The sequence below is a fragment of the Arthrobacter sp. ISL-48 genome (assembly GCF_018613805.1).
GTDB lineage: Bacteria > Actinomycetota > Actinomycetes > Actinomycetales > Micrococcaceae > Arthrobacter.
The window spans coordinates 111,982-131,197 of record NZ_JAGGPL010000008.1 but is presented as its reverse complement, the minus strand read 5'-3'; the positions used below and the strand labels follow the sequence as shown (position 1 = coordinate 131,197).

Genomic DNA, 19,216 nt, shown 5'->3' with positions numbered 1-19,216 from the left:
CATAAGATCGTTAGGCCAAAATTGGCTGTTGACCATCCCACTTCTACGACGGGTTACAACCCTTTCGGTTGGACCGGAGTCGAGTGATGAGCCGGTGTGCAAGTCGCGTTCGGCGTCGTTCATAAGGTGCGTGCACGAGGCCGAGGACATCTGGACGAGCCGGGATCGAGAGAACAGCCTTGTCGTGACTGAACAGCGCCATCGAGTGTCCCCCGTGATAGCTGCCCATTCCGCTCGCGCCCACCCCGCCGAACGGAAGCCCTGGAACCATGAGGTGCGCGACGCACGCCCCGATCCCGACCGCTCCTGACGATGTTCTGCTTAGAAGCGCGTTTCTGGTTTCGCTGGAGTTCGTGAATGCATAAAGGGCGAGCGGTTTGTCGCGAGCACCGATAAATGCGATGGCTTCATCGAGGGAAGCCACCGTGATGATCGGCAGAATCGGTCCGAATATTTCCTCCGTCATGACAGTCGATGCCGAATCGACATCTGCAAGGATAGTCGGTGAGATGTATCTCTCCGCCGCATCCGTCACACCTCCGGTTACGAGCCTCCCATCGTTGAGCATGCCCGCAAGGCGGCCAAACTGGCGGTCGTTGATGATCCGGCCGTAGTCCGGGCTGGACTGCGGGTTCGGGCCATAAAGTTCGGCTATCGCATCTGTAAGGAGCGGCTCGAGGCGGGCCGCGACGTCTGGCGTAGTCAGGACAAAATCCGGGGCGACGCACGTCTGCCCTGCATTCAGGAACCGTCCCCAAACGATGCGACGGGCGGCACTGACCAGATCCGCTGTGGCGTCGACCCACACCGGCGACTTCCCGCCGAGCTCCAGGGTCACGGGCGTGAGGTGCGCCGCAGCGGCCCTCAGGACGATCCGACCGACGGTAGCGTTGCCAGTGTAGAAGATATGATTTAGTTTTTGCTCCAGCAATTCTGTGGTCTCCGGAATTCCCCCCTCGACAACGGCGACGGCGGACTGGTCGAGATAACGTGGGACCAGCCGCGCGATAAGGCTCGATGTATGAGACGCCAGTTCGCTGGGCTTCAATACGACAGTGTTGCCTGCGGCGATCGCCCCGATCGCGGGTGCGAGCAGCAGCTGCAGCGGATAATTCCATGGAGCAATGACAGCGACCACGCCTAGCGACTCCCGCACAATCTGAGCAGTGCCGGGCCCCATGAGGATCGGCACTCGAACTCGGCGCGGCGCTTGCCATCGCTTCAAATAACGCAGGGTGTGGTCAATCTCCCGGATCAGCATTCCGATCTCGGTCAGATCGGACTCAATGCCGCTTTTTCGCAAATCGGCGTACAACGCTTCGCGCAGGGCGTCTCGGTTTTCAACAAGCATCCTGCGCACAGCCGCTAGTTGTCCGCGCCGCCACTCCAACGGGCGGGTGCGTCCTGAGTTGAAGCTGTCGCGTAATCGCAGCACGGTGTTCGGTAGTGGGCTCAGGAGGGTAGGTGCTTGATTCGACATGACCTAACAGTAATACGAAACGGAACGTTTTCGTTTCCATTGGTGTATGTTAGGACTCATGGCTCCCTCGAATTCCCCCAAAACAGGTCAAAACGTCGCGTCCGACCCAGTTGCCGGCTTGGTTGCCTTCGTGGACCGTCTGGAGGCCCACGTCCGTTTGGATGGGTCCGGGAAAGCTTTGCTGAGCTCGCGCGGGATCTGGACGTTTTCCGAAACACTGCAGCACGCTGCTCAGAGCATCGGCTACTCCATGACCGGCTATCCCAAACTCTCTCCCATCGGCCTGCGCTCGACGCTTGGGCGAGCGGCCAAACACCTGTTCCTGCGAAGAGGCGCGATGCGTCACAACCTCTCGGCGCCGGTCCTGGGAGCACCCGAACTTGATCCGCGAATGGCGGATCCGGAGGCCGTGGCGGCGCTCAGATTGGTCGTTAGCCGCTTCGCGGACTTCGTCGGCCCGCTTCAGCCGCACCCCATTTACGGACGCTGCAGTAAGGAACAGGTTGCCAGCCTCCAGACTATGCACCTGCGGGAGCACCTGCCAGGAATGCCGGGCGAGGCGAGGTCTGCCTTACACTCGTCGGCTAGCTCCGGCCAGGACAAATGACTGGAACCGGTCCTCATGGACGGCCGCTGGATTCACGGGTTGATCGCACTGTCGTGGATGCCACCTTGGCTCTGTTGGCAGAGCGGGGTTACGACACTCTCACGACGGCTGCGGTTGCCCGGCGCGCCGGGGTTTCAACAGCATCGCTCTATCGGCGGTGGTCGTCAAAGGAGAAGCTCCTTGAGTCCGCTGCGCGGGCATTGATGGCCGCCTTTCTGCGCCCGGAGGACACTGGGACGCTTGCTGGGGATCTCACCAGTCTCTTTCGAGACAAGATTCATGCGTTGAGTGGAGAGGCGGGCACGGTTCTGAAAGTACTGGTCGGACAGGCTGCCCACGACCCTAGCGTTGCCCAAATCCTTGAAGAAGAGGTCTCCGACGTCTCCCACGTTCTCCTGGTGACCATTCTTAACCGGGCCGCCGCCCGTGGCGAGGTCCATGATGGGTACGATGCCGACCTCGCGGCCCAGGTAGCGATTGGACTCGTCACTACTCCACTGCTTTTGCACGCCGACGGACCCAAGGCGGTGGGCCGTTTGGTCCCGGAACAGCTGACCGACGCCGTCATGACCATGGTGTCAAATCAGATTGCTTCCAGCTAGTAGCCGCAACGTCGTATATCCGGCCCTTCTCTTCGGCGCGCTCCCGAACGGGGCCCAGACAGCAAGATCGCGCGCATAGTGTCCAGGCGCGGTGGGGCTCCTCCTGTGATGCTTGTTCGGTAGCGGCGATGTTGACGAGGGCTCGGTGCGCCGCCCGTTCACGCCGCACCTTGATGTGTGGAAAGTGCACGACAGAGTGTTCCTCCGGACCCTGAACCCGGAAGCCCGAGTCGCTGGTGCCGGCGCACGGGCTTGTAACCGCTCCGGAGGCGGTCACAAGCGTTGGCTCAGTCGCGATTTGTGAGCGGCAATCGGCGGTCACGACTGCTCCCTATCACCTGCAGATTGCCAACCGGCGTGCCGTGAAGTGGGTCCCGTTCAATCTGCGATTCACGAGAAAAGTGGGCCAGATCAGATTGACATTCTCAGCCTTCGGACCTTTCACCCGAACGTTTCGATGTCGGTAGTCCTGAAGCGATGGGCAACTTTACGGTTCCCTTGGAAGTTGAAGGACCAACTGACTGCCCCGGCCCTCACCAGGGCCGGGGCGCCATACCCAAGATAGGGACCAGCATGCGAATCGCTTGTCTGCTGGAGTGGCTTCCATAAATTTTGGATGTGAAGAAAAGATCGTGATGCTAGGCGTCACCTGCCGGTTACTAACAGCGATTCCTCCCAAGAGGGATCCCGCTGGTTCTAAGCAGTCTCCGTACTTAATGACCGCTGAGTGGGGACCTGGGCCTTCGCTCACTCCGCGCGGAGTTCCAGAGCCGTCCGTGCAGGTGGACATTGAAGTCCCGGCGAGTACTACGGGACGCAGTAAGCTGGCGAGACAAGTTGCAATTGTCAGCTACATATGGAGGCATCGGTTGGCCAGTGACGGTGTGAGAAGCGTGTTGACGGCATTGCGGGTGCTGGAACGGCTTACCGAGCCTGAGCTTACGGGCGTATCGCAGTTGGCCAGAGACTTGGAACTCCCGAAGTCGTCCGTACAGCGGATGCTCCGCACCCTTCAAGAGGGAGGTTGGGCCGCCGAGGTTCACGGCCCCGTGACCCGGTGGACTCTGACACCGAAAATGTTCCAGTTGGGGCAGCGACACCAATCTGAGAATGATCTCCGCACTATAGCGTTACCGGTGATGGAGCAGCTTCGTGAGGAGACCCGCGAGACCATCCATCTATCGACAGTAAAAGGGGATTCGGTTTTCGTCCTCGAGTGCCTCGATAGCCCTCAGGCGGTGCGAGCCCACGTCTCACCGGGCATGTCGATTCCACTTTTAGCCTCCGCCAACGGGCACGCCCTTCTCTCCACTTGGTCGGACGAGGAGGTCGCCGGGATACTATCTCGGGGACTTACTGCCTACACGCCGTTTACCATTACGGAACCCGACGCCCTGGCCGCCGCCATCCAACAGACCAGAGCGCGAGGCTACGCAGTGAACGACCAGCAGTGGCAGGAAGGCGTCCACGGCATTGCAGCGCCCATCGTTGTTGCCGGGGTAGGAGTTGCTGGGATCGGCATCTCAATCCCAATTCATCGAATGTCTGACGAGTTGCAAGAAAAGTTCGGGGGAATGCTGGTGCGGGCTGCCATGGCTATCGCCCATGGACTGGGAGAACCGCTCTGAGCCTTGGGTTCCATCGGTCCCTTGCGGTCCCCCGCTGAGTAGACGGTGCCGCGGGGAATCTGGCGTGTCTCGAGCCAGTCGGCTGGATGGTCCCCGAGTGCGACGAGGTTGATCAATTCCGTCGCCGCCACCCAATCGGCCTGACCTTGGGCAGCGAGCTCGGAGTGGTCGGAGAGGGCAGCTGTTTGCGTAAAACCCATGCTGCATTTATATGCCATCGGCGTTCTTGTAGATCTCGTACTGGAGCACGCAGGGCTGAAGATGCGGGTGATGGCGCCGTCCTCGGGGCATCCTCTTGCCCTAGGATCGCAAAACGTGAACACAGACGGTCTATGCACAAAACTGCCAGTTTTCATGGGTTCAGACCCGCCTCGCGACTGGATCTCCTTGTGCTCGTCCCCACGGCGCCGGTGGCTGCCAGGGCCCGCCCCTATTGCTGTTGATGATCGTTTGTGAACAACGGGGATGGACACTGTTGGCAGGGTCCATCCCCGTCAGCGTGGACCGGCGAACCAGCGGGATGCTCCCGAGACCGTCCGTGTGCCGGCGGATGACCTCTGCGATGACGTGCAGCAGCTCCGGCGCCATCGGTATGACCCTCTCCCGATCGTTTCTTGAGGGTGTGACGACGAGAAGACCGACGACCTCGCCGTTGGGCCGCCGGTACTGCCTGACGGAACCTGGAAATCCTCCTGCAGTTCCATCCCTACAACCCGACGTTAAAACGACAGACGGCGCGCGGACGGGAAGTGCAGATAACTAACCATGTTGATGGCTTGTCGGGGTGCCAAGGCTTCCTCGCAGGGAGTCCGATCCGGCACACTCGATCGCAATGCCTTCTGGACAGGGCCGTTGGGAGGAACCTGGCGTCTTCGCATGGTCTTCTCTCTCGTTAGAATGCGCGGAGGATGTCTTCGACGCGTTGTTTGGCGTCGCCGAAGAGCATCTGGGAGTTGTCACGAAAGAAGAGTGGGTTTTGGACGCCGGCGTAGCCGGCGGCCATGGATCGTTTGAACACGATGACGTTCTCGGCTTCCCAGACCCGAAGTACGGGCATCCCGGCGATCGGGCTGGACGGGTCCTCAGCCGCTGAGGGGTTGACGGTGTCGTTCGCTCCGATGACGAGGACCACGGAGGTCCCGTCGAGGTCATCATTGATTTCGTCCATTTCGAGGACGATGTCGTAGGGGACTTTCGCTTCGGCGAGGAGCACGTTCATGTGCCCGGGCAGGCGGCCGGCGACGGGGTGGATCCCGAACCTGACGTTCACGCCGCGTTCGCGCAGCTGGTGGGCGAGTTCGGCGACAGGGTACTGGGCCTGGGCCACTGCCATGCCGTAGCCGGGAGTGATGACGACGCTGGAGGCGTTGGTCAGCATGTCCGCGGTGGCCTGGGCCGTGATCTCGCGGTGCTCACCGTACTCTTTGTTCGCTGCAGTGGGTGCGGCGATCCCGAACCCGCCGGCGATCACGGAGATAAAGGACCGGTTCATGGCCTTGCACATGATGTAGGACAGATAAGCACCCGAGGAACCGACCAGGGCGCCGGTGATGATGAGCAGGTCGTTGTTCAGCAGGAAGCCCGCCGCAGCCGCGGCCCAACCGGAGTAGCTGTTAAGCATGGACACGACGACGGGCATGTCACCACCGCCAATGGAGGCCACCAGGTGCCAGCCCAGCCCCAGGGCAAGGAGGGTGACGACGACGAGGAGCCACAGCTGGGAGTCGTTGACGTACCAGACGGTCAGGGCGACGAACGCGGCGAGGGCGCCAAGGTTGATGGCATTTTTGCCCGGGAGCATCAGTGGTGAGGACTTCATCCGTGCCGAGAGCTTCAGGAACGCGACGATGGACCCGGTGAAGGTCACGGCCCCGATGAAGACGCCGATGAAGACCTCGGCATGATGGACGTCCATGAGGGACTCGGAAAGGTCCGGAGTCTCCAGGTGGCCGTTCCAGCCCACGAGCACTGCGGCCAAGCCCACGAAGCTGTGCAGCAGCGCGATGAGCTCGGGCATGCCGGTCATTTCCACCACGCGGGCGCGCCAGAGCCCGATGGCGCCGCCCGCCAGGACCGCTGCCACGAGCAGGGCCAGGCCGGTCAGTGCGTGGTCTTTGCCCCAGGCGCCCTGGAGGGTCAGCCAGACAGTGGCCGCGAGGGCGATGACCATCCCGGTGATGCCGTAGATGACACCTGCCCGGGCCTTCTCATGCTTGCTCAGACCGGCAAGGCTGAGGATAAACAGCAGGGCCGCGACGACGTAGGCCGCCCCCGCAATGGATTCCGCGGTCAACGGACCGGAGACGGTGTCAGACACGGTAAAGCTCCTCGATAGAATTCGGGCTGCTGCTTCGGGTACGGCGCTCATTTACGTGCCCCGTCTCCGCGGGAGAACATCGCGAGCATGCGTCGGGTGACGGCGAAGCCGCCGAAGATGTTGATGCTGGCCAGCAGGACCGCGACGGCGGCCAGGACCTGCATGAGGAGGTTCTCTGAGGTGACCTGCAGCAGCGCACCGACGACGATGATCCCGGAGATCGCGTTGGTGACGGACATCAGCGGGGTGTGCAGGGCGTGGTGCACCTTCCCGATGACATAGAAGCCGACCACGACCGAGAGCATAAGCACCGTGAAGTGCTGCGGCAGCGGCGCCGGGGCCACCGCGTTGATCCCAAACAGCACAGCGATGCCCGCGGCAAACAGGGCGGCCTTACCGACCGGTCCCAGCCCGGTCTTCTTCGCAGACGTTCCGGTAGCGCCCTCACCGGTCTGGATGGCTTGAGCCTGCGCCGGGGGCGCGGCGGAGACCTGGACCGGTGGCGGGGGCCAGGTTTTCTCACCGTCCCGCACCACGGTCACCGACCGCTGGACGACGTCCTCAAAATCAATCCGCAGGACCCCGTCCTTGTCCTTGGTCAGAAGCTTGAGGAGGTTCAGCATGTTCGTCCCGTACAACTGGGAGGCCTGGGCCGGCAACCGGGCCGGAAGATCCGTGTAGCCCAGGATCACCACCCCGTTGTCCGTGACCACCCGTTCCCCGGCGACCGAGCCTTCCACGTTCCCGCCCTGCCCGGCAGCCATGTCGACGATCACGCTGCCCGGCTTCATGCCCGCCACATCCTCGGCCGTGAGCAGCTTCGGCGCAGGACGCCCCGGAATCAGGGCCGTGGTGATGATGATGTCCACATCCCTGGCCTGCTCCGTGTAAGTCTCCGCGGCGCGCCGGTCGTACGCTTCGGACGTGGCCTTCGCGTACCCGTCAGTGGACTTCATCTCCTCCTCGACCTCGACCTTGAGGTAGGTCCCGCCGATGGACTTCACCTGGTCAGCGACCTCAGGCCTCGGATCAGTCGCCCGCACGATCGCACCCAAACTGGACGCCGCGCCGATCGCTGCCAAACCCGCAACCCCGGCGCCGGCAACCAGCACCTTCGCCGGCGGCACCTTGCCCGCCGCCGTCACCTGGCCCGTGAAGAACCGGCCGAACTCGTGCGCGGCCTCAATCACAGCCCGGTACCCGGCAATGTTCGCCATCGAGCTCAGCACATCCATCGACTGCGCCCGGGAAATCCGCGGCACCGCATCCAACGCCAGCGCCGTAATCGGCCGCGCCGCCAACGCCTCCACCAGCTCCGGCCGCAGCCCAGGGCTCAACGAGCCAATGAGCGTCGCACCCTCGGCCAAACGGCCGATCTCATCCTCAGTAGGCGGATTGACCCTCAGCACAACCTCACTGCCCCACGCCTCATCGGCGCCCACAATCAGGGCACCCGCCTCGGCATACGCATCGTCGCGGAAGGACGCGGACTCCCCCGCGCCCTTCTCAACCACAACCTCGTAACCCAGCCCCAACAGCTGCCTGACAGTGGCAGGCGTCGCCGCCACCCTCGTCTCGCGACCCAACTCGGCCACGATGCCAATACGTGTCACTTTTACTCTCTTTCGTCCAACCAACCGGCCGCAGAATTCCGCGGCCCGGCGTACCAGGTATCAATTCGCTTCTCCAAAGAACCAGCCAGCAAGATGTGTCGCTGACTCTCCCTCAGTGTCTTCGGGAACACCTTCGTCCCGAGACACCCGTCAGCTGTCCTCGTCGTCGCGTGCCGCGGGCCCATCCTTCGGGAACCCGTCACACTCGTACATGGAAGTCAGCCTCCCCATGTAGCGGGCCAATTCCGCCAGTTCCTGCACTGGCCATTCACCCAGGCGTTCCCGGAATACCTGCCTCCAAACATCTAATGTATACAAGGTGCGCGGTTTTCTTCGTTTTATTGCGCTCGAATCCCGACTATGTATACACTCGCTTTTATGCGTGCCAGTGAACGGGCTTACAGGACCCTCCGTGAAGACATCGTCGAGTGGCGTCTTCTGCCGGGAACTGTTCTGGCTGAAGTCGAACAATCTGAACGGCTCGGCCTCTCCCGAACACCTCTCCGGGAGGCCCTTGGCAGACTAAGCGCCGAAGGTCTCACGCAGACTGCCCGGGGTCGCGGCGTCGTCGTCACCGATATCTCGTTGGAGGACGTCGACGAGCTCTTCGAGTTGCGCGAAATCCTAGAGTGCAGGGCAGCAGCCCTGGCTGCGCAACGGGGAGAGGCCAGCGTCTTCGCTGCGCTCCACGCGGAACTCCGTGACGCTCCATTGCTCCTGGGCGCGGCTGACCCCACCCGCCACGCCTATTACGCGCTGGTGGGCCGGTTGGATGAGGCCATCGACGCCGCTATCGCCAACTCCTACCTTGCCCAGGCCATGCGCAGCTTGCGCGTGCACCTTGTCCGGGTCCGGCGGCTGGCGGCCGACGACGATGGCAGGCTCACAGCCGCTGCCGCGGAGCACGCTGCCATTGCCGAGGCCATAGTCGCGGGGAATCCCCGGCTTGCCGAGGCGGCCACAACTGTTCATTTGCACCGCAGCCTTTCCCATATCAAAGCCACCCACACGCCCCACTGAAGGAGCCCCATGGTTAAGCTCAACCACGTCCGTGTTTACAAGAGCGAAGAGAACCTCGCCCGTGAAGACCAGTTGGCCCACAAGATTGCGGTGGTCGCCGCCGACTCCGTCGAGGTTGCACCATTGGTAGCTGAGATGGTGATCAACCGGGTCATCGACAACGCGTCCGTGGCCATCGCATCCCTGAACCGCGGCCCGATCGTCGCCGCCCGTGCCCAGGCCCTGACCCACGCGCCTACAACGAACGGCAAGGGCGCCGGCGTCTTCGGCATCACGGACCGGGTGTCCCCCGAATGGGCTGCCTGGGCCAACGGCGTGGCGGTCCGCGAACTCGATTACCACGACACGTTCCTGGCTGCCGAGTATTCCCATCCCGGGGATAACATCCCGCCGATCCTGGCCGTCGCGCAGCACGTCGGAGCAAGCGGGGCGGACCTGATCCGCGGTATCGCCACCGGCTATGAGATCCAGGTGAATCTGGTCAAGGCGATCTGCCTGCACCAGCACAAGATCGACCACGTGGCCCACCTCGGCCCGTCCGCCGCTGCGGGCATCGGCACGCTGCTGGGACTCGACGTCGAGACGATCTTCCAGTCCGTTGGCCAGGCGCTGCACACCACCACCGCGACCCGCCAGTCCCGCAAGGGCGAAATTTCCACCTGGAAAGCCCACGCCCCGGCGTTCGCCGGGAAGATGGCCGTCGAAGCCGTGGACCGTGCGATGCGCGGGCAGACCTCCCCGGTGCCGATTTACGAAGGCGAGGACGGCGTCATTGCCTGGATGCTGGATGGCCCAGAGGCCGCCTACGAGGTCCCGCTGCCCGAGGCCGGCGAGGAAAAGCGCGCCATCATGGACACCTACACCAAGGAACACTCCGCCGAATACCAGGCCCAGGCCTGGATCGATCTGGCCCGCAAGCTGCACAAGGAGCACCCGGAGGCCACTGACCCCGCCAACGTGAAGTCGGTCCTGATCAAGACGAGCCACCACACGCACTACGTGATCGGCTCCGGCGCCAACGACCCGCAGAAGTACGACCCCACCGCCTCACGGGAGACCCTGGACCACTCCATCCCGTACATCTTCACCGTGGCCCTGCAGGACGGATCCTGGCACCACGTTCACTCCTACTCCCCCGAACGCGCCGCCCGGCCCGACACCGTGGACCTCTGGCATAAGGTCAGCACCGAGGAAGACCCCGAGTGGACCCGCCGCTACCACTCGCTGGACATCAACGAAAAAGCCTTCGGCGGATCGGTCGAGATTGTCCTCACCGACGGGACCGTCATTACCGATGAGATCGCCGTGGCCGACGCCCACCCGCTCGGCGCCCGCCCGTTTGCCCGCCAGCAGTACCTCAACAAGTTCCGCACGCTGGCAGCCGGACTTGTGGAGGAAGCCGAAATAGAGCGTTTCCTCGCCGCCGCCGAAGCCCTTCCGGACCTGGGCCCGGGCGAGCTGGACCAGCTGAACATCACCGCCGCCCCCGGCATCATCAACCTCTCTGACGCGCCGGAGGGACTGTTCTAAATGCTGTACTCAAAGACCACCCCGGAGCAGAAGCGCGTCAAGCTGCGGGAGCTGCTCGCGTCCGGCACCATCGCGCAGTTCCCCGGCGCGTTCAACCCGCTCTCCGCACGGCTGATCGAGGAGAAAGGCTTCGCCGGTGTCTACATTTCCGGCGCGGTCCTGGCCAATGACCTCGGCCTGCCGGACATCGGACTGACCACGCTGACCGAGGTGGCCACCCGTGCCGGGCAGATCGCCCGGATGACCGATCTGCCCTCCCTAGTGGACGCCGACACCGGGTTCGGTGAGCCCATGAACGTGGCCCGGACCGTCCAGGAAATCGAAAACGCCGGCCTGGCCGGGCTGCACATCGAGGACCAGTTCAACCCCAAACGCTGCGGGCACCTGGACGGCAAAAACGTGGTGGACCTGGACACCGCGACCAAACGCATCCGCGCCGCCGCCGATGCCCGACGGGACCCGAACTTCCTCATCATGGCCCGGACCGACATCCGCGCCACCGAAGGCCTGCAGGCCGCACAGGACCGGGCGAAGGCCCTCGTGGAAGCCGGCGCCGACGCCATCTTCCCCGAGGCCATGAAGGACCTGTCCGAATTCCAGGCCATCCGCGACGCCGTCGACGTCCCGATCCTGGCCAACATGACAGAGTTCGGCAAAAGCGACCTCTTCACCGTGGACCAACTCCAGGCAGTCGGCGTGAACATGGTCATCTACCCTGTCACCCTGCTCCGCAGTGCTATGGGCGCCGCGGAACGCACCCTGGATGCCCTCAGGGACGCCGGGACACAGGAGGGGCAGGTAGCGCAGATGCTGACGCGCGCGCGGTTGTATGACCTTGTCGACTACGAGGCCTACAACAAATTCGACTCGGGCGTCTTCAATTTCCAGATCCCCGATATTCACTAATACGAGAACTGCAACGAAGGAGTTCAGCATGGCTGATACAGAGATCAAAAAAGGCCTCGCCGGCGTCGTGGTGGACTACACCGCCGTCTCGAAGGTCAACGCGGAAACCAACTCACTGCTGTACCGGGGATATCCGGTCCAGGAGCTCGCCGCCAAATGCACCTTCGAGGAAGTCGCCTACCTGCTCTGGAACGGCGAACTCCCTACCCCGGACCAACTTGCCGAATTCACTGCCCGTGAAAGGGCCGGCCGGGCGCTCGACCCTGCGCTCAAGGCCATGATCGACACCCTGCCCACCGACGCCCACCCCATGGACGTCTGCCGCACGGCGGCCTCTGTCCTGGGAGCACGGCACAATCTCGCGGAGGACTCCTCGCCTGAGGCCAACATGACGAAGGCCGTAGACCTGTGGGCGGCCATGCCCGCCGTCGTAGCCTATGACCAGCGCCGCCGTCGTGGCGAGGACGTCGTGGAACCCCGGGATGACCTGGGCTACTCGGCCAACTTCCTGTGGATGACCTTCGGCGAAGATCCCGTGGACGAGGTCGTCGCGGCATTCGACGTCTCGATGATCCTGTACGCAGAACACTCCTTCAACGCCTCAACCTTCACCGCCCGTGTGGTCACCTCCACCCTCTCAGACCTGCACTCCGCCGTGACCGCTGCCATCGGAGCCCTCAAAGGCCCCCTGCACGGCGGCGCCAACGAAGCCGTCATGCACACCTTCGACGAAATCGGCATCCGGCCCGAGGAATCGCTCGAGGACGCCGCCGCCCGCGCGAAGACCTGGATGGAGGACGCCCTGGCGCAGAAGAAAAAAGTCATGGGCTTCGGCCACCGCGTCTACAAGGACGGCGACTCCCGTGTCCCCACCATGAAGGCAGCCCTGGACAAGATGATCGCCCACTACGGCCGGCCCGAACTCCTGGGGCTCTACAACGGGCTGGAGCAGGCCATGGACGCGGCCAAGGCCATCAAGCCCAACCTCGACTACCCCGCCGGACCCACCTACCACCTGATGGGCTTCGACACCCCCACCTTCACACCGATCTTCGTCGCCAGCCGCATCACGGGCTGGACCGCGCACATCATGGAACAAGCGGCAGCGAACTCCCTCATCCGGCCGCTGAGTGCATACAACGGGCCCGGGCAGCGTTCCGTCTAACTGCAATCCTTGCAACCCCCAAATTCCTGCGGTGAGGCGCCGGATGATCACCCTGATCATCAACGATCGCAACGCATACGGTGCCTCATCGCAGGCCCGTAAGACACCCCCGGTTCACCTGTTCCAAATCTCACCCGCGTGCATCTAGGAGCAACCGATGGACCTTCACCTGCAACCAGATTGGCAACGCGCACTCGGACAGCGCGTAGAAATCTGGAATAACGGGAAACTGCTCCGCAAAGGAACAGTGGAGGCCGTCACGGCAGACGACGCGCTTCTATGGATTTCAGCCGACGGAATCTCCTCAAGGCAGATGGTTTTTCGTTTCGACGGAGACCAGGTTTTCACACATTTCCTGCCTCCCCGTGCGTCCGAGAACGACCACTAGAACTTTCCACGAGTCCGCACCGGGGTAGTGTTCATGCCGGATCTCACGTGGAGTGGCCGCGCGGCAGAAAGGCCCAACTACTGGAGCTCCCTATGAATCGAACAATGTTCAAGTCCAAAATCCACCGGGCCACCGTCACGCACGCAGACCTGCACTACGTCGGCTCGGTCACCGTCGACCTGGACCTCCTCGATGCTGCCGACATTCTTCCCGGTGAGCTTGTGGCCATCGTCGACGTAACCAACGGCGCCCGCCTCGAGACGTACACCATCGCCGGCGAACGAGGCTCGGGAGTGATCGGCATCAACGGCCCCGCCGCCCACCTGGTACAGGAAAACGACATCGTCATCCTGATCACCTACGCCCAAATGACCACCGAAGAAGCCAAGACCTACGAGCCCCGTGTAGTCCACGTGAACCAAAACAACAAGATGATCCAGCTGGGCAACGACCCCGCCGAAGGCCTCACGCCCGGACTCCTCCGCCCGCCGCACGCCCTGAACAACGCCGCACTCTAAACCAGACCGTAAACGGTAGTACCCACCTACGGTTCGCAGTAGGAGAACCTCCGCTAGGAAAGCATTTGTTCAGTCATTGTTACATGCCCTGCCAAAGGCCTCTTCATGCGTATCCGTTTCCTTTTTCACGCGAATCAGCCTCCTCGGCTCCGCTGCCCGCTCCGTCATCCCGACGCGGGATTAGCTCGGTCGCGTCCTCAGTGTCCAAGTGCAAGGCAGGACTCGATGGCGTCCGCGCCACCGCACAATGACGAGAGGTCGAAGAAACGCATGAAACTCAAATTCTTCGAACCGGCCGAGGCTGCCTCGGTCCTCAAGTGCTCAGAGGCATGGCTTCGTGAAGGAGCTGCGAAGGGCGACTTTCCGCTTTCCGCATTCTGTCTGGGGCAAGGGAAAGATCGTCTTCACGTCGTTCCACCTGAAGGAGATTGCACAACTTCGCGAAGTCCGATCAACCAGTCCCTCGCCGGCGTCCGTCAGAATGATTGGAACCCGAGCCCAGGCCCGGCAGAAATACTCATAGTTCGGCAGGTACTGCAGCTAGCCACGCCAAACGATAGCGCTTCAACGGCGTCCGAGGCATTTTGGAGGGTATACGGCATCAGGTGGCCCCATGGCGCGCCATGGCACGGGAGTGCCCGACGGGGTTTCTCCTGGCGGGCACTCGAGTCGACACGGAGAAGGTTAGTTCACCTCTGCCCCGGCTGCCACGCCGGCGAGCCGGAGCCAGGTATCCACCACGGTATCGGGGTTCAGGGAGACGGAATCGATGCCCTCCCTGACCAGCCACTCGGCGAAGTCCGCGTGGTCGCTGGGACCCTGGCCGCAGATGCCGACATATTTGCCGCGCTCCTTGCAGGCCTTGATGGCCATGCTCAGGAGCTTCTTGACGGCAGGATCGCGTTCGTCGAAGCCACCCGAGACAATCGCGGAATCCCGGTCCAGGCCCAGTGCCAGCTGGGTCATGTCGTTGGAGCCGATCGAGAAACCGTCGAAGTAGTCCAGGAATTCGTCAGCGAGCAGCGCGTTGGACGGAATCTCGCACATCATGATCACTTCGAGGCCGTTCTCGCCACGGACCAGGCCGTTCTCCGCCAGCAGCTCGATGACGCCGCGGGCCTCATCCAGGGTCCGCACGAACGGGATCATCAACTTGACGTTGGTCAGGCCCATCTCGTTGCGGACGAAGGAGAGGGCCTCGCACTCGAGGTCGAAGCAGTCCCGGAAGGTCGGCTCCAGATACCGCGAGGCGCCGCGGAAGCCGAGCATCGGGTTCTCTTCGTGCGGCTCATAGGCCGGTCCGCCGATGAGGTTGGCGTACTCGTTGGACTTGAAGTCGGACATGCGCACAATCACCGGCTCCGGCGCGAAGGCCGCCGCGATGGTGGACACGCCTTCGGCCAGCCGCTTGATGTAGTAGTCGCGCGGGCTGTCGTATGCGGCGATTCGCTCACGGATTTCGGCAGCAACGTCCGCAGGCTGGCCGTCCAGGTTCAGGAGTGCCTTGGGGTGGATGCCGATCTGGCGGTTGATGATGAATTCCAGCCGGGCCAGGCCCACTCCGTGGTTGGGCAGCTGCGCGAAGGTGAACGCCTGCTCCGGGGTACCGACATTCATCATTACCTTGACCGGGACCTCGGGCAGCTGGGTGATCTCGGTCTCCTCTACGCTGAAGTCCAGGAGCCCTTCGTAGATAACGCCAGTTTCCCCGTCGGCGCAGGAGACCGTCACCTCCAGGCCGTCGGACAGGGCATCGGTGGCATCCCCGGTGCCAACCACGGCGGGAATCCCCAGCTCGCGGGCAATGATGGCCGCGTGGCAGGTGCGTCCGCCGCGGTTGGTGACGATCGCGGAGGCACGCTTCATGATCGGTTCCCAGTCCGGGTCGGTCATGTCGGCGACGAGGACGTCTCCAGTCTTGAAGGCGGCCATCTGGTCAATCGCGGTGAGGATGCGGACGCTGCCGGCACCGATGCGCTGCCCGATTGCGCGGCCCTCTACCAGCACCCGGCCGGCCGCATTGAGGCGGAAACGGCTCAGGGTACCGGAGGCCCGGCGAGACTGCACGGTCTCCGGTCGCGCCTGCAGGATGTACAAGCCACCGTCGATCCCGTCCTTGCCCCATTCGATGTCCATCGGACGGCCATAGTGATTCTCTATGGCGACGGCGTGGCGGGCGAGCTGCTCGACGTCGTCGTCGTCTAGGCTGAAGCGGTTCCGCAACGAGGCCTCGACAGGTACGAAGTCGATGGTGCGGCCGATCTCCCGGCTCTTCGTGTAAGTCATCTGGAGGGCCTTCTCACCCAATCCGCGCTTGAGGATGGCGGGGCGGCCGGCCTGCAGCGCGGCTTTGTACACGTAGAACTCATCAGGGTTCACGGCACCCTGAACGACCGCCTCGCCTAGGCCGTAGGAGGACGTGACGAACACGGCGTCTTTGAACCCTGACTCCGTGTCCATGGTGAACATGACCCCGGAGGAGCCGACGTCGGAGCGCACCATCCGCTGGATTCCGGCCGAGAGCGCCACCTCGGCGTGCTCGAACTTGTGGTGCACGCGGTAGGCAATGGCGCGGTCGTTGTAGAGGGAAGCGAACACGTCCTTGATTGCGAGCAGGATGTTTTCGATGCCGCGGACGTTCAGGAACGTTTCTTGCTGCCCGGCGAAGGAGGCGTCGGGCAGGTCTTCGGCCGTTGCGCTGGAACGGACCGCCCAGGACAGGTCCTCCGAGCCGCCATGCTTCTCCACCAGCTGCTGGTAGGACTCCCGGATCTGCTTTTCGAAGTCTGGCAGGAAGGGCGTCTCGCGCATGAGAGTGCGAATCTCTTGGCCGGCTGACGCAAGAGCCGTCACGTCATCGGTGTCCAGTCCGATCAGGCGGTCGGCGATTTTCTGGTCCAGGCCCGAGTCTGCCAGGAAGGTGCGGTAAGCGTCGGCAGTCGTGGCGAAGCCGTCCGGGACCTGGACGCCGGCGGAGGTCAGGTTCTGCACCATCTCACCGAGGGAGGCGTTCTTTCCGCCCACCCGGTCCAGGTCCTTGAGTCCGAGTTCTGAGAACCACAGGATGTCTGTCGTCATAGTTGCTGCTCCTTTGCAGATGATGGCAAGCAGATGTGCCGCCCAGCTCACGGCGATGACCGGTTGGTGGGCGCGAATCTTGTCCACAGTGTCAGGTCTTGGGCGCTCTTTCCACATGATGTGCGCTAAGCCACAATTGTGAAATTGTTCTCTAATGTTTGAGGTTCATGCGCTGCAGGATGGTCGCAGCCATTTCTTCCACGGACACCGTAGCTGAATTCAGGTACGGAATCCGGTGGGAGACGTACAACTGCTCGGCGCTGCGCAGCTCGAACCCGCACTGCCGCAGCGATGCGTACGGTGAGCCGCGGCGCCTCTCAGTGCGGATTTGGCTCAGGCGCAGCGGGTTGGAGGAGAGGCCGAAACATTTGTCAACGAAAGGCCTCAGCGGCTTAGGGAGTCCCTCCCGCTCAAAGTCCTCGTCCACCAGCGGGAAGTTCGCGGCGAAGATTCCGTGTTGAAGCGCCAGATACATGGTCGTTGGTGTTTTGCCGCAGCGGGACGGTGCCACGAGGATGACCTGTGCCTTTTCCAACGCTCGCAGGCTCTGGCCGTCGTCGTGTTCCATGGCGTACTCGACGGCGGCCATGCGGGATTGATACCGCTCTGCGTTGCCCAGGCCATGCGCCCTGCCGGGTTCGCCGCTAGCCGGTGAGCCGAGGGCCTGCTCCAGCTGGCCTACATGCGTCCCGATAAGATCCACGATGATCCCCTGGCATGTAGCCAAAACCTGGCGGACTTCGCCACCAACAGCGGTGGAAAAGACGATCGGCCGTGGGCCGGTGCAGGCCAGCTTGTCGATGGTACTGACCACGGTCCTAGCCTGTTCGACGGTCGTGATAAAGGGGACCGTGATGCGGTCAAAGTTATTATCGGGGAACTGCGTCAACAAGGTGTTGCCGAGAGTCTCCGCTGTGATGCCGGTGCTGTCCGAAAGGAAGTAAACAGGCCGAAGATGGTCATTGATCATGATCGCATTCTCCACTACTCGCAGTTCGGCCTGTACTGCTGCTAGCCGCGCCAGACGACCACGGAACGCTCAACTGCGTCAGCCGCATCCTGGAGGGCTTGTGGCATCAGGTGGCCGTACACCTGCTCCGTAGTGCGAGTCGAAGCGTGACCCAAGCGCCTGGACACAGTGAACAGCGAAACGCCGTCCTGGATCAACCACGACGCATGTGTATGACGCAGATCGTGAACGCGCGGAGACTTCTTCAAGCCCTTAGCCTGTGCCGCTTCGACCGCGGGCACCCAGTAGTGGTGCCAGTACAGCTTGTGAATGATCCGCTCACCCTTTGGCGTTGTAAACAGCAAGTCTGATCCAGGCCGACTGGCCACCAAGGGAATCAGTACTTCCACCACATGCGGATTCAGCGAAACGGTCCTTTTCCCGGCACCGGTCTTGGTTGCACCGATGTAGTACTCGGAATCTGTCCCCCGCTTCCATGCCTTATTGACACGCATGCTTGCCCAATGTCGGCTACGGTAACGGCAGTTGCTTCTCCGAAGCGCGTACCGGTCATGACCAGGAATTCAGTGAACGCTTTGTACCGCTCCCCCATGCACTCCAGGATCAATCCAAATTCAGCGTGCGTCAGGAACCGGGCCTCATCCTCTGCTTTTTCACCGGACGGGAGCTGAACGCCGCGGCAAGGATTGTCCTTTCGGTAGCGCAGCATGACGGCTGTCTCCATGGCCGCACATATCAAGCCATAGTTGTTTTTGATATTTTTGGCTGACCTGCCCTTGGCCTGCATTGTCTTGATCCAGTACGTCAGGTGACGGTAGTCGAGCTTGTCGACCGGAATATGCCCGATGACGTCGGCGATATGCAGCCTCAGCATCGTCCGGTACGTGTGCACCGTACCGACGGAAGGGCGAACCAGAAGGTCAATGTGCTCTTCGACAGTGGGCGACTTGGTCTGATTCTTGACCATGGCATGCTGGGCAATTTCAAACGACTGGTTGTTGGCGTCCAAGAGCCTTTTCAGGGTCTCTGCCTCCCCCGATGTGGCGAGGGTGATTCCCTCTTGTTTCCGAGTACCGGATTCCGCCAGCGGACCGTGTACGACGTGGATCCATCTGACTTTTTGCGTTCCTAGATGCTGGCCATGCCTGAAATTCTAGGCTTCGTGTGCACAAAAAACGAGCTTTTGTGCACACTCTCAGAGCCAAAACCCCGCTGACCTGCGGAAACACTGTGCCCGAGGTGGGACTCGAACCCACACACCTTTCGATACCGCATTTTGAGTGCGGCGCGTCTGCCAATTCCGCCACTCGGGCGCGGATTACATGGAGCCAACAGGGTACGCCCACAGCTGATTGTGAGCAACGCGATCGCTTCACGTACGCGGAATTACTCTA

14 protein-coding genes, 1 tRNA gene and 1 pseudogene are annotated in these 19,216 nt (G+C 62.4%); 8 read left to right on the top strand and 8 right to left on the bottom strand.

Going from position 1 to position 19,216, the window contains the following annotated elements; genetic code table 11:
• Positions 1–43 precede the first annotated feature (43 nt).
• Positions 44–1,480: an aldehyde dehydrogenase family protein gene (locus J7E83_RS10515; protein WP_214961804.1), complete on the bottom strand. Its 1,437-nt coding sequence runs from the start codon at positions 1,478–1,480 to the stop codon at positions 44–46.
• 58 nt (positions 1,481–1,538) lie between these two features.
• Here J7E83_RS10515 and J7E83_RS10510 point away from each other — a divergent pair, with 58 nt between their 5' ends.
• From J7E83_RS10510 to J7E83_RS10500, 3 genes are all read left to right on the top strand, one after another.
• Complete coding sequence (locus tag J7E83_RS10510) at positions 1,539–2,087, top strand: DUF1569 domain-containing protein (RefSeq protein ID WP_214961802.1); 549 nt, start codon at positions 1,539–1,541, stop codon at positions 2,085–2,087.
• Complete coding sequence (locus J7E83_RS10505) at positions 2,084–2,689, top strand: TetR/AcrR family transcriptional regulator (RefSeq protein WP_214961800.1); 606 nt, start codon at positions 2,084–2,086, stop codon at positions 2,687–2,689. The genes J7E83_RS10510 and J7E83_RS10505 overlap by 4 nt, the downstream gene beginning before the upstream one ends.
• Positions 2,690–3,558: 869 nt before the next feature.
• Positions 3,559–4,317 carry an IclR family transcriptional regulator gene (locus tag J7E83_RS10500; RefSeq protein WP_214961798.1) on the top strand — a complete coding sequence of 253 codons (759 nt, stop codon included), beginning with the start codon at positions 3,559–3,561 and terminating at the stop codon, positions 4,315–4,317.
• An 892-nt stretch (positions 4,318–5,209) separates the two neighbouring features.
• Here the strand turns inward: J7E83_RS10500 and pntB are convergent.
• Positions 5,210–6,685, bottom strand: a complete 1,476-nt coding sequence (gene pntB / locus J7E83_RS10495; RefSeq protein WP_251043723.1) for a Re/Si-specific NAD(P)(+) transhydrogenase subunit beta — start codon at positions 6,683–6,685, stop codon at positions 5,210–5,212.
• Positions 6,682–8,247 carry a Re/Si-specific NAD(P)(+) transhydrogenase subunit alpha gene (locus tag J7E83_RS10490; protein WP_214961794.1) on the bottom strand — a complete coding sequence of 522 codons (1,566 nt, stop codon included), beginning with the start codon at positions 8,245–8,247 and terminating at the stop codon, positions 6,682–6,684. The genes pntB and J7E83_RS10490 overlap by 4 nt, the downstream gene beginning before the upstream one ends.
• A gap of 378 nt (positions 8,248–8,625) precedes the next feature.
• Here J7E83_RS10490 and J7E83_RS10485 point away from each other — a divergent pair.
• From J7E83_RS10485 to panD, 5 genes and pseudogenes are all read left to right on the top strand, one after another.
• Positions 8,626–9,284 (top strand): annotated as a pseudogene (locus J7E83_RS10485) (GntR family transcriptional regulator).
• A complete protein-coding gene (locus tag J7E83_RS10480) occupies positions 9,277–10,797 on the top strand; it encodes an MmgE/PrpD family protein (protein ID WP_214961792.1) in 1,521 nt (506 codons plus the stop codon). Before J7E83_RS10485 ends, J7E83_RS10480 begins: the two are co-directional and overlap by 8 nt.
• Positions 10,798–11,703, top strand: a complete 906-nt coding sequence (gene prpB / locus J7E83_RS10475; RefSeq protein ID WP_214961790.1) for a methylisocitrate lyase — start codon at positions 10,798–10,800, stop codon at positions 11,701–11,703.
• Positions 11,704–11,731: 28 nt separating this feature from the next.
• On the top strand, positions 11,732–12,868 hold the full coding sequence (locus J7E83_RS10470) for a bifunctional 2-methylcitrate synthase/citrate synthase (protein ID WP_214961788.1): 1,137 nt from the start codon (positions 11,732–11,734) through the stop codon (positions 12,866–12,868).
• A 480-nt stretch (positions 12,869–13,348) separates the two neighbouring features.
• Positions 13,349–13,774, top strand: coding sequence for an aspartate 1-decarboxylase (panD, locus tag J7E83_RS10465; protein WP_214961786.1), 426 nt, complete (start codon positions 13,349–13,351; stop codon positions 13,772–13,774).
• A 684-nt stretch (positions 13,775–14,458) separates the two neighbouring features.
• On the opposite strand, the gene ppsA is transcribed toward panD, so the two are convergent.
• From ppsA to J7E83_RS10445, 5 genes are all read right to left on the bottom strand, one after another.
• On the bottom strand, positions 14,459–16,852 hold the full coding sequence (gene ppsA, locus J7E83_RS10460) for a phosphoenolpyruvate synthase (RefSeq protein WP_214961784.1): 2,394 nt from the start codon (positions 16,850–16,852) through the stop codon (positions 14,459–14,461).
• Between the two features lie 151 nt (positions 16,853–17,003).
• On the bottom strand, positions 17,004–17,822 hold the full coding sequence (locus J7E83_RS10455) for a pyruvate, water dikinase regulatory protein (protein ID WP_214961782.1): 819 nt from the start codon (positions 17,820–17,822) through the stop codon (positions 17,004–17,006).
• Between the two features lie 41 nt (positions 17,823–17,863).
• Entirely contained in the window at positions 17,864–18,316 is a 453-nt protein-coding gene (locus J7E83_RS21145) for a site-specific integrase (RefSeq protein WP_251043722.1), read from the bottom strand.
• Complete coding sequence (locus J7E83_RS21140) at positions 18,223–18,831, bottom strand: site-specific integrase (protein WP_251043721.1); 609 nt, start codon at positions 18,829–18,831, stop codon at positions 18,223–18,225. Before J7E83_RS21140 ends, J7E83_RS21145 begins: the two co-directional genes overlap by 94 nt.
• Before the next feature lie 222 nt (positions 18,832–19,053).
• A tRNA-Leu gene (locus J7E83_RS10445) sits at positions 19,054–19,135 on the bottom strand.
• Between the last annotated feature and the right edge of the window lie 81 nt (positions 19,136–19,216).

What these genes read in the sequence shown, in the direction of transcription:
- J7E83_RS10470 (WP_214961788.1), top strand. Translation starts at nt 11,732, where the DNA reads ATGGCTGATACAGAGATCAAAAAAGGCCTCGCCGGCGTCGTGGTGGAC.
- J7E83_RS10515 (WP_214961804.1), bottom strand. Translation starts at nt 1,480, where the DNA reads ATGTCGAATCAAGCACCTACCCTCCTGAGCCCACTACCGAACACCGTG.
- J7E83_RS10480 (WP_214961792.1), top strand. Translation starts at nt 9,277, where the DNA reads ATGGTTAAGCTCAACCACGTCCGTGTTTACAAGAGCGAAGAGAACCTC.
- ppsA (WP_214961784.1), bottom strand. Translation starts at nt 16,852, where the DNA reads ATGACGACAGACATCCTGTGGTTCTCAGAACTCGGACTCAAGGACCTG.
- panD (WP_214961786.1), top strand. Translation starts at nt 13,349, where the DNA reads ATGAATCGAACAATGTTCAAGTCCAAAATCCACCGGGCCACCGTCACG.
- J7E83_RS21145 (WP_251043722.1), bottom strand. Translation starts at nt 18,316, where the DNA reads ATGCGTGTCAATAAGGCATGGAAGCGGGGGACAGATTCCGAGTACTAC.
- J7E83_RS10510 (WP_214961802.1), top strand. Translation starts at nt 1,539, where the DNA reads ATGGCTCCCTCGAATTCCCCCAAAACAGGTCAAAACGTCGCGTCCGAC.
- J7E83_RS10455 (WP_214961782.1), bottom strand. Translation starts at nt 17,822, where the DNA reads ATGATCAATGACCATCTTCGGCCTGTTTACTTCCTTTCGGACAGCACC.
- pntB (WP_251043723.1), bottom strand. Translation starts at nt 6,685, where the DNA reads ATGAGCGCCGTACCCGAAGCAGCAGCCCGAATTCTATCGAGGAGCTTT.
- prpB (WP_214961790.1), top strand. Translation starts at nt 10,798, where the DNA reads ATGCTGTACTCAAAGACCACCCCGGAGCAGAAGCGCGTCAAGCTGCGG.
- J7E83_RS10505 (WP_214961800.1), top strand. Translation starts at nt 2,084, where the DNA reads ATGACTGGAACCGGTCCTCATGGACGGCCGCTGGATTCACGGGTTGAT.